Below are 12939 nucleotides of genomic sequence, written 5' to 3' on the forward strand. Positions count from 1 at the left end.
ACGTAGGCTGGGGTCGGAGTGCAGAAGCCCTCCAGCTCAGGAGCCCTCCCCCATGAAGCACGAGTCGATCACGTCGTTGCCGCCCGCGCCTGCGGCCGACCGTGGCCACCGCATGCTCGAGTACACGATCATGATGTCGATCCGTGTTCTGTGTCTGATCTCCCTGATCTGGGTGCGTGGCTGGTGGCTTCTGATCCCCGCTGCCGGCGCGATCTTCTTGCCGTACTTCGCCGTGGTGGTGGCCAACGTGGCGCGTTCCAAGCCGGCAGCTCCCGAACGGCCGGGCGGCATCGTGCGGCTGGCCGACGGCACGTGGATGGAGGGCGACGCCGCGCCGGGACCGTCGTCGAACAGCTCGACGGCCGAGAACCAGGATCCGACGGCGTGAGCCTCCTCGACGCACTCGGCGGCGGTCCGGAGATTCCGGTCTGCTCGCGTGCCGGATGCTCGGCAGACGCGGTCTGGCGCATCGACTGGCGCAACCCGCGCATCCACGACGAAACTCGCCGCAAGACCTGGCTGGCCTGCGACGAGCACGTCGATTACCTGCGAGACTTTCTCGGTGCGCGCGAGTTCCCCCTCGAGGTGCTGCCGCTCACAGGGTCGTCGCCGCGATGATCGTGAGCACTCCGGCCACGATGAACAGCGCGTGCAGGATCATGTGCTCGAGGTTCGGCCTGGGACGGTCGCCGATGCGCGGCAGCACGATGACCGTGTGCGCGTACGTGCGCTGGTGCAGGTCGTCCCAGGTGAGCCCTGCACCCGCGGTGGCCCACGGCATGGTGACGCCGGCGAGGTAGGGCATCCACCAGAGCAGCAGTCCGCCGATCGCGGCGATCAGCTCGATCGCGCCGCCGATGACGGCGAGGACGGGGAGCGACAGCGTCCAGCCGAGCACGAGCAGTACGATCGGCGCGGCCAGGATCGGCACGTTCACGAGCAGCTCGGCGCGCTTCTCCTCTGCCGTCGCTTCGCGGGTGTTGTTGAACGGATACAGGTCGGCGGTCGTGGTCACGATGAAGTACGCGAGGGCGACGGCGAGGGTGATGAGGGCGGCGATGGGCATGGTGGTGCTTCCTTTCTGCTGACGCGCCCGTTGGCGCGACGATAGGGGCGATCGCAGGTGCGACCGCGGCGGAAGTGCTTTCGCGCTATCGCGCGAATCGGGCCCGGATGCCGTCGAGCATCGTGTCGACGGACAGCTGGAACCACGCGTCGTAGTAGTCGCGCGGCGCCGCAGGCGGTTGGGGTGCGTTGCCGAACTCCGCGAGCGCGAGACCCGCCACGAGCACGTACAGCGACTGCACGAGGTAGAGAGCGTCGGTGTCGGAGATCGCCAGCCCGTCGTGGAACGCGGACAGCACGACCGGCACGATCCGTTCGAACACCTCGGGTGAGACCTCGTTGACGGCGACGACGTGCGTCGCACCGGGATGCGCGCGCAGCGTCGCTCGCAGGCGGGTGCAGATGTCTGTGCAGAGCACTCGCCACTCCCCCGCTTCGCCCAGTCCCGCCGTGGCATCGACCGCGACCTGCTCCGCCACGAGCCGCAGCAGATCGTTCCTGTTCGCCACGTGGTAGTACAGGGACGCGGCCCGGACCCCGAGCCGGGCGGCGACCGCACGCATCGTCAGTCGGTCGAACCCTTCGGTGTCGAGGATCTCGAACGCGGCCGAGACGATGGCGGACCGTTCGATGCGCTGTGCCGGTGACATTCGAAGCTCTCCTCCGGACGGTGTTCTAACGTCGTTAGAACAGTTCTAACACTGTTAGAACGCGGGCGCAAGAGTGCGGTGCGCCGGGTGGGGACCGGCGCCCGTCTCGGATCGCGGCTCGCTCTACGAGGCGGCGGCCCTGACGGCGCCGTTCGCAACTGCCTTGAGCGGTCGACTGCGGTGCGCCGGGCGGGCGCACAAATCAAGCCAGCGCGATGAGCTCCGCGTAGTCGGCGTTCCAGTGGTCCTCGACACCGTCGGGGAGGATGAGCACGCGCTCCGGGTTCAACGCCTCGACGGCTCCGGGGTCGTGCGAGACCAGCACGACGGCGCCCTCATAGTGGGCGAGGGCATCCAGGATCTGCTCGCGGCTGGCCGGGTCGAGGTTGTTCGTCGGCTCGTCGAGCAGCAGCACGTTGGCGCCGGAGACCACGATCATGGCCAGGGCGAGACGGGTCTTCTCGCCGCCGGAGAGCACGCCGGCGGGCTTGTGCACGTCATCGCCGGTGAAGAGGAACGACCCGAGCACCTTGCGTGCCTCGGTCTCGGTGAGATTCGGCGAGCTGGAGACCATGTTCTGCAGCACGCTGCGCGCCACGTCGATGGTCTCGTGCTCCTGCGCGTAGTAGCCGATGCGCAGGCCGTGGCCCGGCTCGATCTGGCCGGTGTCCGGCACGTCGATTCCGCCGAGGATGCGCAGAAGGGTGGTCTTGCCGGCACCGTTGAGCCCGATGACGACCACCTTGGAGCCGCGGTCGATGGCAAGATCGACGGCCGTGAAGATCTCGAGCGAGCCGTAGCTCTTGGAGAGATCGGATGCCATCAGCGGCGTGCGCCCGCACGCTGCGGGCGTCGGGAATCGCAGCTTGGCGACGCGGTCTTCCTGGCGCACCTCGTCGAGGCCGCTGAGCAGCCGTTCGGCGCGCGCGACCATCTGATGGGCTGCGGCGGCCTTCGTGGCCTTCGCCCCGAACTTGGCGGCCTGGGCCTGCAGTGCAGACGCCTTCTTCTCCGCGTTGGCGCGCTCTTTCTTGCGGCGCTCCTCGTCGGCCGCACGCTGCAACTGGTAGGCCCTCCAGCCCATGTTGTAGATGTCGATGACCTGGCGGTTGGCGTCGAGGTAGAAGACGCGGTTGACGGTCTCCCCCACGAGCTCGACATCGTGGCTGATCACGATGAGGCCGCCCTTGTAGCCCTTGAGGAACTCGCGAAGCCACACGACCGAGTCCGCGTCGAGGTGGTTCGTGGGCTCGTCGAGGATCATGGTGTCGGCATCCGAGAAGAGGATGCGCGCCAGTTCGATGCGACGTCGCTGGCCCCCGGAAAGCGTCTTCAGCGGCTGGTCGAGGATGCGGTCGGGCAGCGAAAGGTTGTGCGCGATGGACGCGGCCTCCGCCTCGGCCGAGTACCCGCCGAGGGACTCGAACCTCTCGGTGAGGTTGCCGTAGCGCCGCATGGCCTTCGCCGCGGCATCCGCGTCGTCGGACGCCATCTGCTCGGAGGCCTCGCGCATGCCGATGGCGAGCGAGCCGAGGCCGCGGGCATCGAGGATGCGCGTGCGCGCCAGCATCTCGGGGTCGCCGGTACGCGGGTCCTGCGGCAGATAGCCGAGATCATCCGACCGCTCGACGCGGCCGTCGCTGGGCAGCAGGTCGCCGGCGAGCACCTTCGTGAGCGTCGTCTTGCCCGCTCCGTTGCGTCCGACGAGCCCGATCTTGTCGCCGGGCTGCACCCGGAACGTCACGCCCGACATGAGGGTGCGAGCGCCGACGCGGATCTCGAGATCGTGCACGGCGAGCACAGGCGTGGTCCAGTTCTGTCGGGTGGGCGGTGAGGTGAGTGCGCGAAGGCGCCCATCAAGGGTATCCGACCGAGCGCATCCTGAAGGCCCGCACGATCCTGTTAGGGTTGCCTTACCTCACGCATTAGTAAGGATTGCCTTACCTCACTCGAAAGGGAGATCTTCGTGCCACGACGCACAGTCCTCGCCACCGCAGCCGCGGTCATCACCGCTGCCGCCCTGTTGCTGACCGGATGCTCCGGCGACTCCACCGCCGCGTCCGAGAAGGTGGGCTCCGCGTCGTCCGATGCAGCGTTCCCGGTGACGATCAAACACGTGTACGGCTCGACGACCATCGAGTCCAAACCGAAGCGCGTGGCGACAGTGGCGTGGTCCAACGGCGAGGTTCCGCTCGCGCTGGGTGTGACGCCCGTCGGCATGGCGAAGGCGACCTGGGGCGACGACGACGGTGACGGCGTGTACCCGTGGGTGGAGGACCAGCTGAAGAAGCTCGGCGCGAAGACCCCGACGCTGTTCGACGAGACGGACGGCATCGACTTCGAGGCCGTCGCAGACACGCACCCGGACGTCATCCTCGCCGCCTATTCCGGACTGACGAAGTCGGACTACGAGACGCTCTCGAAGATCGCGCCGACCATCGCATACCCGAAGGTCGCGTGGGGCACCTCGTACGAGGACACGATCCGCATGGACTCGAAGGCGATCGGCCTCGGTGCGGAGGGCGACAAGCTCATCACGAAGCTGCACTCCGAAGTGAACACCGCGCTCGACAAGTACTCCGTGCTCAAGGACAAGAAGATCCTGTTCTCCTACATCGACCCCAAGGACCACAGCAAGATCGGCTTCTACACCAGCAACGACACGCGCCCGGGGTTCCTCGAAAGCCTCGGACTTCCCGTGCCGACCATCGTGAAGGAGGAGTCGAAGAAGACGAAGGAGTACTACGTCACCGTCAGCGCCGAGCAAGCGGATCGCTTCGACGACGTCGACCTCTTCGTCACCTACGGCGACAATGCCGCAGAGGAGATCAAGAGCCTGCAGTCCGATCCGCTGCTGTCGAAGATCCCGGCGATCAAGGCCGGTCACATCGCCGTGTTGAAGAACAACACCCCGCTCGCCGCCTCGGCGAACCCATCGGCGCTGTCGATCGGTTGGGGAATCGACGACTACTTCGCTCTGCTCGCGAAGGCGCTCAAGCAGTAATGACCACGACCGTCGCCCGCGGGGCGCGGCCCGTCGTCGCGCGCCTTCGTCGCTCGGCGGGGATGCGCGTGATCTGGATCGTCGCGATGCTGGTGCTCATCGCGGCACTGTGCGCCGCCTCGGTGGCGTTCGGAGTGCGGTCGGTGTCGCTGCACGACATCGCGGCCGGCGTCGGCGGCGACACGAGCACCATCGCGCGTGCCGCCGTCGCCGCCCGCCTGCCACGCACTGTTCTCGCGCTGCTGGTCGGTGCCGCCCTGGCGATGTCCGGAACCTCCATGCAGGCGGTCACGCGCAACCCGCTGGCCGACCCGGGCATCCTCGGCGTCACCGGCGGCGCATCCCTCGCCGTCGTGATCGGCATCGCGTTCTTCGGGATGTCATCGCCCTTCGCGTACGTGTTCGTCGCGATAGCGGGTTCCGCCGTCGCCGCCGTGTTCGTGTACGCCGTCGGATCGATCGGCGCGGGCGGCGCCACGCCGCTCAAGCTGGCGCTGGCCGGGGCGGCGATCGCGGCGGCCTTCACCTCGCTGGTGAGCGCCATCCTGCTGCCCCGAGTGGACATCGTCGAGTCGTTCCGGTTCTGGCAGATCGGCGGTGTCGGCGGCGCCACCTGGGGCGGCATCGCCATGATCGCACCGATGCTCCTGGTCGGCGCCGTCGTGTGCGTCGTCATGGCGCGCGGGATGAACTCGCTCGCTCTCGGTGACGATGTCGCAACGGGACTCGGTGTGCACGTGCTCCGCACCCGGCTGGTCTCCTCGGTCGGCGCGGTGATCCTGTGCGGGGCGGCGACGGCCATCGCCGGTCCGATCGGCTTCGTCGGGCTCGTCGTGCCGCACGTGTTCCGGCTTCTCATCGGCACGGACCACCGCTGGCTGCTGCCGTTCAGCGCGCTCGGCGGTGCCGCATTGCTGGTGGGTGCGGATGTGCTGGGCAGGCTGGTCGCCCGTCCGTCGGAGATCGACGTGGGCATCGTCACGGCCGTCATCGGAGCGCCGTTCTTCATCTGGATCGTCCGCCGGCAGAAGGTGCGTGCACTGTGAGCGTCTCAACTGTCGGGACGGGCACGTCGCCGATGGCCGTGCAGGTGCGCACGATCGTCGCGGGTCGTCGGAGACGGCTGCGCCGACGCGCTGTCGTCATCGGGGTGCTCGCGGCATCCGTCGTCGCCGTGTTCGCCGTGTCGCTGATGGTGGGCCTCACGTTCTACGGTCCCGTCGAGGTCGCACGGGTGATCATGGGGCAGACGGTGCCAGGGGCATCCTTCACGGTCGGCGACCTGCGCCTGCCGCGCGCTTCGCTCGGTCTGCTGTCGGGCTTCGCGTTCGGCATCGCGGGAGTCACGTTCCAGTCGATGCTGCGCAACCCCTTGGCCTCCCCCGACGTCATCGGCATCAGCGCGGGGGCGAGCGCGGCCGCCGTGTTCGGGATCGTCATCCTCGCGCTCGACGGACCCGCCGTGTCGCTGCTCGCCCTCGGGGGCGCACTCGTCACCGCCGCGGCCATCTACCTGCTGTCGATCCGTGGCGGGTTCGCCGGCATGCGGCTCATCCTCATCGGCATCGGCGTCGCCGCCATGATGCAGAGCGTCATCTCGTACGTGCTCACCAAGGCAGCGGCCTGGGACCTGCAGACAGCCCTCCGCTGGCTCACCGGCAGCCTCAACGGTGCCGACTGGTCGGCCGTTCTGCCCCTGGCCATCGCGTGCGTCGTGCTCGTACCTGTGCTGCTGGCCCAAGGCAGGGGGCTCGGCGGCCTGCAGCTGGGCGACGATGCAGCCAAGGGACTCGGAGTGCGCGCATCCCGCACCCGGCTCCTCGCCGTGCTGGCCGCCGTCGCGCTGCTGGCCATCGCGACCTCCGCTGCGGGCCCCATCGCCTTCGTCGCGTTCATGTCGGGACCGATCGCGGCACGGCTCGTCGGTCCCGGCGCCTCACCGCTGCTCCCCGCCGGCCTTGTCGGCTCGCTTCTCGTGATGCTCTCCGACCTGCTCGGACAGTTCGCGTTCGACGGCCGCTACCCGGTCGGCGTCATCACGGGCGTGCTTGGCGCGCCCTACCTCGTCTTTCTCCTCACCAGGATGAACCGTTCAGGAGGCTCGTTGTGACACAACAGCATCAGCTCACCGCCGAGCGCTTGACGCTCGGGTATGGCGACCGCACCGTCGTCGACGACCTCACGCTCGCCATTCCCGCCGGTCGGGTCACGGCGATCATCGGCGCCAACGGCTGCGGCAAGTCGACGCTGCTGCGCGCGATGGCGCGCATCCTGACTCCCAAGGCCGGGCACGTGATCCTCGACGGAAAGTCGCTGCAGCAGCGCGCGACGAAGGAGATCGCGCGCACGCTCGGACTGCTTCCGCAGTCACCGGTCGCGCCGGAGGGCATCGCCGTCGCCGATCTGGTGGGCCGAGGGCGCAATCCGCACCAGAGGCTGCTGGCGCGCTGGAGCGAGCGGGACTACGAAGCTGTCGCCGAGGCCCTTGCCGTCACCGGAATCACCGACCTCGCCGACCGTGCGGTGGACGAGCTCTCCGGCGGACAGCGGCAACGGGTGTGGATCGCCTTGGCGCTGGCGCAGAACACCGACATCCTGCTCCTGGACGAGCCGACCACCTTTCTCGACGTGAGCCATCAGATCGAGGTGCTCGACCTGCTTGCGGATCTGAATCGCGATCGCGGAACCACCATCGTCATGGTGTTGCACGACATGAACCTCGCCGCTCGATACGCCGACCATCTCGTCGCGATGCGCGAGGGCCGGGTCGTGGCGGAAGGCGGGCCGAGCGAGGTGATGACCAGCGAGTTGATCCGCGCCGTCTTCGAGTTGGACTCCCTTGTCATGCCCGATCCGGTGTCGGGAACACCGCTCGTGCTCCCGCGCGGGCGGCATCACTCCCCCGCGCCCGCTCCCGAGGAGCCACCGCGTCGAGCCGAGCTCGCCTACGCGGGAGGTACGGATGTCCGCTGACGCGACAGAGCAGCCGACCATGCGGTTCTTCCGCGCGACGGTCACCGGCATCCGCGATCTCACGCCCAGCTTTCGACGCTTCACGTTCGGCGGAGACGATCTCGCCGACTACGGGGACCCGGGTTTCGACCAGCGCGTGAAGGTCGTGTTCCCCACCGACACGGTCGGCATCGACGCCATGCCTCGCGGCGATGACTGGTACCCGGCATGGCGGGAGCTGCCCGAGGATGCCCGGCCCCCGTTCCGCACGTACACGACGCGCGCCGTGCGTCATGAGCGCGCCGAGGTGGACATCGACATGGTGTCGCACGACGTGTCAGGTCCCGCGTCGGCGTGGATCGCGCGTGCCGAGGTTGGGGACGAGGTGCTGATCTTCGCTCCGACGACGGCGCACAGCGGAGTCAGCCTCGGCGTGGACTTCGTGCCTCCGGCGAACACGACGAACCATCTGCTCGCCGGCGACGAGACGGCGGCGCCCGCCATCGCCGTCATCCTCGAGCAGCTGCCCGCCGACGCGCGCGGCGTCGTCGTGCTCGAGGTGCCGCACGCCGACGATGTCGACTACCTCCCCACCCATCCGGGCTTCGAATACCGGGTCGCGCCCCGTGCCGATATGCCCCGTCACGAGCATCTCCTGAGCGCGGTGCGGCACGCGGTGAGGGGGCTCGCGCCCGAAGGCGAAGGCGGTCACGTCGAGGAACTCGATGATCTGATCTGGGAGGTTCCGCGCACCGCGAAAGGCGGGGCCGCGCTGAAGAGTGCCCCGCTCTACGCCTGGCTGGCCGGGGAGTCCGCCGGAATCAAGGCGCTCCGGCGCCACCTGGTGAACGAGCACGGCGTCGACAGGCGTGCTGTCGCGTTCATGGGTTACTGGCGGCTGGGCAAGGCCGAAATCTGACCGCACGCCGTCTCGATCACCCGACTGCGGTGCGCGGGTCGGGCGCCGCGCCTTGTGACCGTCGTGACCCGCTCGAAGAGGCGGCGGCGTGTACGCCGCCGGGCGCAACCGTGTGCTCGACTCGACTGCGGTGCGCGGGTTGGGGTGCCCGCGCACGAAATAGCGCAGCGTGCCCGCGCACCATCTGCATGACGGGACCCGCTCGAAGAGGCGGCGGCGTGTACGCCGCCGGGCGCAACCGTGTGCTCGACTCGACTGCGGTGCGCGGGTTGGGGCGCCCGCGCACGAAACTAAATGGCGAAGCCGAGTGCCCGCATCATGTCGCGACCGTCTTCGGTGATGCGCTCCGGGCCCCACGGCGGCATCCACACCCAGTTGATGCGGAACCGCTCCACCACGCCGTCGAGCGCCTCGCCGGTCTGCTCTTCGAGCACGTCGGTGAGCGGGCATCCGGCGCTGGTCAGCGTCATCGAGATGACGAGAGCGTCGTTCTCGTCATCCCAGTTGAGGTCGTAGATGAGTCCGAGGTCGACGACGTTGACGCCGAGCTCGGGGTCCATCACGTCCTTGAGCGCGTCCTCGACCTGGTCGTAGAGCGCGGGATCGAGGGAGATGACGGGCATGGCGTCAGCCTACGCTCGCGGTCTCGTCGTCGGGCAGGACGGCGTCGGTGTCGGACTCGCTCTCGTCGACGAAGCGCACGTAGCCCTCTTCTTCCAGCTGTTCGGCCAGCTCGGGGCCGCCCTCTTCCGCCACGCGGCCGGCGACGAAGACGTGCACGAACTGCGGCTTGATGTAGCGCAGGATGCGCGTGTAGTGCGTGATGAGCAGCACGCCGAGGTTGGTGTTGTCGTGGGCGCGGTTGACGCCCTCCGACACGATCTTCAGCGCGTCGATGTCGAGGCCGGAGTCGGTCTCGTCGAGCACGGCGAACTTCGGCTTCAGCAGCTCGAGCTGGAGGATCTCGTTGCGCTTCTTCTCGCCGCCGGAGAAGCCCTCGTTGACGTTGCGCGCCGCGAACGACGAGTCCATCTTGAGGTTGGACATGGCCGTCTTGACGTCCTTGGTCCAGGTGCGGATGCTCGGGGCCTCGCCGTCGATGGCGGTCTTGGCGGTGCGCAGGAAGTTCGTGTTGGTCACACCGGGGATCTCGACCGGGTACTGCATGGCGAGGAACAGGCCGGCGCGGGCGCGCTCATCGACGGTCATCGACAGCACGTCTTCGCCGTCGAGGGTGATGCTGCCCTGCGTGACGGTGTACTTCGGGTGGCCGGAGATGGTGTATGCGAGCGTGGACTTGCCCGATCCGTTCGGGCCCATGATGGCGTGGATCTCACCCGTGTTGATCGTCAGGTCGACGCCGCGGAGGATCTCCTTGGTGCCCTGATCGGTCTCGACGGTGACGTGCAGGTCGCGGATGGCGAGTGTTGACATGAGTCAGTTGGCTTTCGTGATGGTCGGGTCGATGAAGATGTCTCCGTCGATGATCTCGACGGTGAAAACGGGGACCGGCTCATAGGCCGGCAGATTGAGCGGCTTGCCCGTGGTGAGCGAGAACCGGGAGCCGTGCGCCCAGCATTCGATGGCGTCGTCTTCGACGAAGCCCTCGCTCAGCGAGATGTCGCCGTGCGTGCAGGTGTCGCCGATCGCGTGGACCTCACCGGCGGAGTCCTTGACCACGGCGATCGGGATGCCGCCCAGCACGACGCGTCTGGCCTCGCTGACCGAGATCTCGGACTCGGCGCACACGCGCTCGGCGGTCATCGCTCGCCGCCGGCGAGCTCTGCCTCGATCGCCTGCTGCAGGTGCTCCTCGAGTTCGGGCGAGCCGATCTGCTGCACGATCTCGACGAGGAACCCGCGCACGACGAGGCGCCGAGCCTCGTCTTCGGTGATGCCGCGCGACTGCAGGTAGAACAGCTGCTCGTCGTCGAAGCGCCCTGTGGCGCTGGCGTGGCCTGCGCCGAGGATGTCGCCGAGCTCGATCTCGAGGTTCGGCACCGAATCGGCGCGCGCGCCCTCGGTGAGCACGAGGTTGCGATTCTGCTCGTAGCTGTCGGTGCCGACCGCATTCTGGCCGATCAGCACGTCACCGATCCACACCGTGTGGGCGGATGCCCCCTGCAGCGCACCCTTGTACGTCACGCGACTGCGCTGGTGCTGCTCGTCGTGGAAGACGTACACCTGGTGCTCGATGTACTGTCCGGCGTCGGCGAAGTACGCGCCGTACGCCTCGATCTCGGCACCCGGACCGGCGAGGTGCACGGAGGGGTTCAGTCGAACGAACGCGCCGCCGAGCGTGACCAGCACGTGCTTGAGGTGGGCATCGCGGCCGACGGACGCGAAGTGCGTCGACACCTGCCTGGCGTCGTCGGCCCACTCCTGCACGCTCACGAGCGTGAGCTGCGCGCCCTGCTCCAGCACCACCTCGACGTTCTCGGTGATGGTCGCCTCTCCCGCGTTGCGCAGGATGAGCGTCGCCGAGCTGCCGGCCAGGGCGTGGATCACGGTGTGCGCGGCGCGCGGGGCGGCGCCGAGCGCGGAGCGCGTGAGCGTGGCCTCGCCCGCGTCGCCGGCGACGGTGACCAGCAGCGCTTCGTCGAACGAGCTCCACGCGTTGGCGGATGCCCGCTCCTCCGGCTGGCCGGCCGTTCCGACGAGCGCGTGGTCGCGTGCGACCCACGCGGTCGTCACACCGCCGGCCGACGCCAACTGCACGTCGTAGCGCGAGCCGTCGATGCCGGGCTCGAGGAGCGCGGCGATCTGGGCGACCGGCGTGTAGCGCCACGTCGCCTCGCGGCCGGTGACCGCGTCGAAGTCGGCGACGTCGGTGGACTTGAAGCGCTCGGATCGGGTCTGGACGGGAACGAACCTGGGTTCGGTCTCAGTGATCGTCATCGTCAGCCCACAGATCCTTCCATGCCCATCTCGATGAGCTTGTTGAGTTCGAGCGCGTACTCCATGGGGAGCTCGCGGGCGATCGGCTCGATGAATCCGCGCACGATCATGGCCATCGCCTCGTCTTCGGGCATGCCGCGGCTCATCAGGTAGAAGAGCTGCTCCTCGCTCACGCGCGACACCGTCGCCTCGTGGCCGAGCTGCACGTCGTCGACACGGATGTCGATGGCCGGGTAGGTGTCGCTGCGCGAGATGGTGTCGACCAGCAGCGCGTCGCACCGCACGGTGTTCGCCGCGTGGTGGGCATCCTTCTCGACCCGCACCTCGCCGCGGTACCCCGCGCGTCCGCCGCCTCTGGCGATGGACTTGGAGACGATCGAGGACTGCGTGTGCGGCGCCATGTGGATCATCTTGGCGCCGGCATCCTGATGCTGGCCGGGGCCGGCGAAGGCCACGGAGAGCGTCTCGCCCTTGGCGTGCTCCCCCGCCAGGTAGATCGACGGGTACTTCATGGTCACCTTGGAACCGATGTTGCCGTCGATCCACTCCATGGTGGCGCCTTCGTGTGCGATGGCACGCTTGGTGACCAGGTTGTAGACGTTGTTCGACCAGTTCTGGATGGTCGTGTAGCGAACTCGGGCGTTCTTCTTGACGATGATCTCGACGACCGCGGAGTGCAGCGAGTCCGACTTGTAGATCGGCGCCGTGCAGCCCTCGATGTAGTGCACGTAGCTGTCTTCGTCGGCGATGATCAGCGTGCGCTCGAACTGACCCATGTTCTCCGTGTTGATGCGGAAATAGGCCTGCAGCGGGATCTCCACGTGCACGCCCTTCGGCACGTAGACGAAGGAGCCGCCCGACCAGACGGCCGTGTTCAGTGACGCGAACTTGTTGTCGCCGGCAGGGATGACCGTGCCGTAGTACTCCTCGAAGAACTCGGGATGCTCCTTGAGCGCGGTGTCGGTGTCGAGGAAGATCACGCCCTGGGCCTCGAGGTCCTCACGGATCTGGTGGTAGACGACCTCCGACTCGTATTGCGCGGCCACACCGGCCACGAGGCGCTGACGCTCCGCCTCCGGGATGCCGAGCTTCTCGTACGTGTTGCGGATGTCTTCCGGCAGGTCTTCCCAGCTCTGCGCCTGCTTCTCCGTGGAGCGCACGAAGTATTTGATGTTGTCGAAGTCGATCTCGGAGAGATCGGCTCCCCAGGTCGGCATCGGTTTGCGCTGGAAGAGCTGGAGCGCCTTGAGGCGGCGCTGGAGCATCCATTCCGGCTCGTTCTTGAGGGCGGAGATGTCGCGGACCACCTCGTCGGAGAGACCGCGTCGGGCACTCGCCCCCGCCACGTCTGAATCGGCCCAGCCGAACTCGTACTGGCCGAGGCCGGCGAGCTCAGGACGGTCGATGAGAACGTCTGACATTGTGATTACCTCGTTTTCCTGCCGCCCGTAA

General features: G+C 67.9%; 15 protein-coding genes. 7 read left to right on the forward strand and 8 right to left on the reverse strand.

Annotation, left to right across the window (positions count from 1 at the left end; translation table 11 throughout):
- Positions 1–52: 52 nt before the first annotated feature.
- Together FPZ11_RS02150 and FPZ11_RS02155 are read left to right on the forward strand one after the other, a co-directional pair.
- Positions 53–388 carry a DUF3099 domain-containing protein gene (locus tag FPZ11_RS02150; RefSeq protein ID WP_146317987.1) on the forward strand — a complete coding sequence of 112 codons (336 nt, stop codon included), beginning with the start codon at positions 53–55 and terminating at the stop codon, positions 386–388.
- Positions 385–618, forward strand: a complete 234-nt coding sequence (locus FPZ11_RS02155) for a hypothetical protein (RefSeq protein ID WP_146317989.1) — start codon at positions 385–387, stop codon at positions 616–618. The genes FPZ11_RS02150 and FPZ11_RS02155 overlap by 4 nt, the downstream gene beginning before the upstream one ends.
- Here FPZ11_RS02155 and FPZ11_RS02160 read toward each other — a convergent pair.
- The 3 genes from FPZ11_RS02160 to FPZ11_RS02170 all read right to left on the reverse strand — a co-directional run bounded on the left by FPZ11_RS02160 (position 596) and on the right by FPZ11_RS02170 (position 3516).
- A complete protein-coding gene (locus tag FPZ11_RS02160; protein WP_146317991.1) occupies positions 596–1066 on the reverse strand; it encodes a hypothetical protein in 471 nt (156 codons plus the stop codon). The genes FPZ11_RS02155 and FPZ11_RS02160 overlap by 23 nt on opposite strands.
- An 85-nt stretch (positions 1067–1151) precedes the next feature.
- Positions 1152–1715: a TetR/AcrR family transcriptional regulator gene (locus tag FPZ11_RS02165; protein ID WP_146317992.1), complete on the reverse strand. Its 564-nt coding sequence runs from the start codon at positions 1713–1715 to the stop codon at positions 1152–1154.
- A 202-nt stretch (positions 1716–1917) separates the two neighbouring features.
- Complete coding sequence (locus tag FPZ11_RS02170) at positions 1918–3516, reverse strand: ABC-F family ATP-binding cassette domain-containing protein (RefSeq protein ID WP_146317994.1); 1599 nt, start codon at positions 3514–3516, stop codon at positions 1918–1920.
- Positions 3517–3681: 165 nt separating this feature from the next.
- Here FPZ11_RS02170 and FPZ11_RS02175 point away from each other — a divergent pair, with 165 nt between their 5' ends.
- Genes FPZ11_RS02175 through FPZ11_RS02195 form a run of 5 tightly spaced genes read left to right on the forward strand, consistent with a single transcriptional unit; the run spans position 3682 to position 8590 of the window.
- Complete coding sequence (locus FPZ11_RS02175; RefSeq protein ID WP_168203713.1) at positions 3682–4719, forward strand: iron-siderophore ABC transporter substrate-binding protein; 1038 nt, start codon at positions 3682–3684, stop codon at positions 4717–4719.
- On the forward strand, positions 4719–5765 hold the full coding sequence (locus FPZ11_RS02180; RefSeq protein WP_146317996.1) for a FecCD family ABC transporter permease: 1047 nt from the start codon (positions 4719–4721) through the stop codon (positions 5763–5765). The genes FPZ11_RS02175 and FPZ11_RS02180 overlap by 1 nt, the downstream gene beginning before the upstream one ends.
- A 32-nt stretch (positions 5766–5797) precedes the next feature.
- Positions 5798–6829, forward strand: coding sequence for a FecCD family ABC transporter permease (locus FPZ11_RS02185; RefSeq protein ID WP_146322634.1), 1032 nt, complete (start codon positions 5798–5800; stop codon positions 6827–6829).
- Positions 6826–7692, forward strand: coding sequence for an ABC transporter ATP-binding protein (locus tag FPZ11_RS02190; protein WP_146317998.1), 867 nt, complete (start codon positions 6826–6828; stop codon positions 7690–7692). Before FPZ11_RS02185 ends, FPZ11_RS02190 begins: the two co-directional genes overlap by 4 nt.
- Positions 7682–8590, forward strand: coding sequence for a siderophore-interacting protein (locus FPZ11_RS02195; protein WP_146318000.1), 909 nt, complete (start codon positions 7682–7684; stop codon positions 8588–8590). Before FPZ11_RS02190 ends, FPZ11_RS02195 begins: the two co-directional genes overlap by 11 nt.
- 290 nt (positions 8591–8880) lie before the next feature.
- Here the strand turns inward: FPZ11_RS02195 and FPZ11_RS02200 are convergent, their stop codons facing one another.
- From FPZ11_RS02200 to sufB, 5 genes are read right to left on the reverse strand one after another with little or no spacing between them, the layout of a single operon-like run.
- Positions 8881–9213 (reverse strand): metal-sulfur cluster assembly factor, encoded by a 333-nt coding sequence (locus tag FPZ11_RS02200; RefSeq protein ID WP_146318002.1) that lies wholly within the window; start codon positions 9211–9213, stop codon positions 8881–8883.
- Positions 9214–9217: 4 nt separating this feature from the next.
- On the reverse strand, positions 9218–10024 hold the full coding sequence (gene sufC / locus FPZ11_RS02205; RefSeq protein WP_146318004.1) for a Fe-S cluster assembly ATPase SufC: 807 nt from the start codon (positions 10022–10024) through the stop codon (positions 9218–9220).
- A gap of 3 nt (positions 10025–10027) precedes the next feature.
- Positions 10028–10354, reverse strand: coding sequence for a non-heme iron oxygenase ferredoxin subunit (locus FPZ11_RS02210; RefSeq protein WP_146318006.1), 327 nt, complete (start codon positions 10352–10354; stop codon positions 10028–10030).
- Entirely contained in the window at positions 10351–11487 is a 1137-nt protein-coding gene (gene sufD, locus FPZ11_RS02215; protein ID WP_146318008.1) for a Fe-S cluster assembly protein SufD, read from the reverse strand. Before sufD ends, FPZ11_RS02210 begins: the two co-directional genes overlap by 4 nt.
- A 2-nt stretch (positions 11488–11489) precedes the next feature.
- Positions 11490–12908 (reverse strand): Fe-S cluster assembly protein SufB, encoded by a 1419-nt coding sequence (gene sufB / locus FPZ11_RS02220; RefSeq protein WP_146318010.1) that lies wholly within the window; start codon positions 12906–12908, stop codon positions 11490–11492.
- Positions 12909–12939: the final 31 nt, after the last annotated feature.

Source organism: Humibacter ginsenosidimutans (genome assembly GCF_007859675.1).
Classification (GTDB): Bacteria; Actinomycetota; Actinomycetes; order Actinomycetales; family Microbacteriaceae; genus Humibacter; species Humibacter ginsenosidimutans.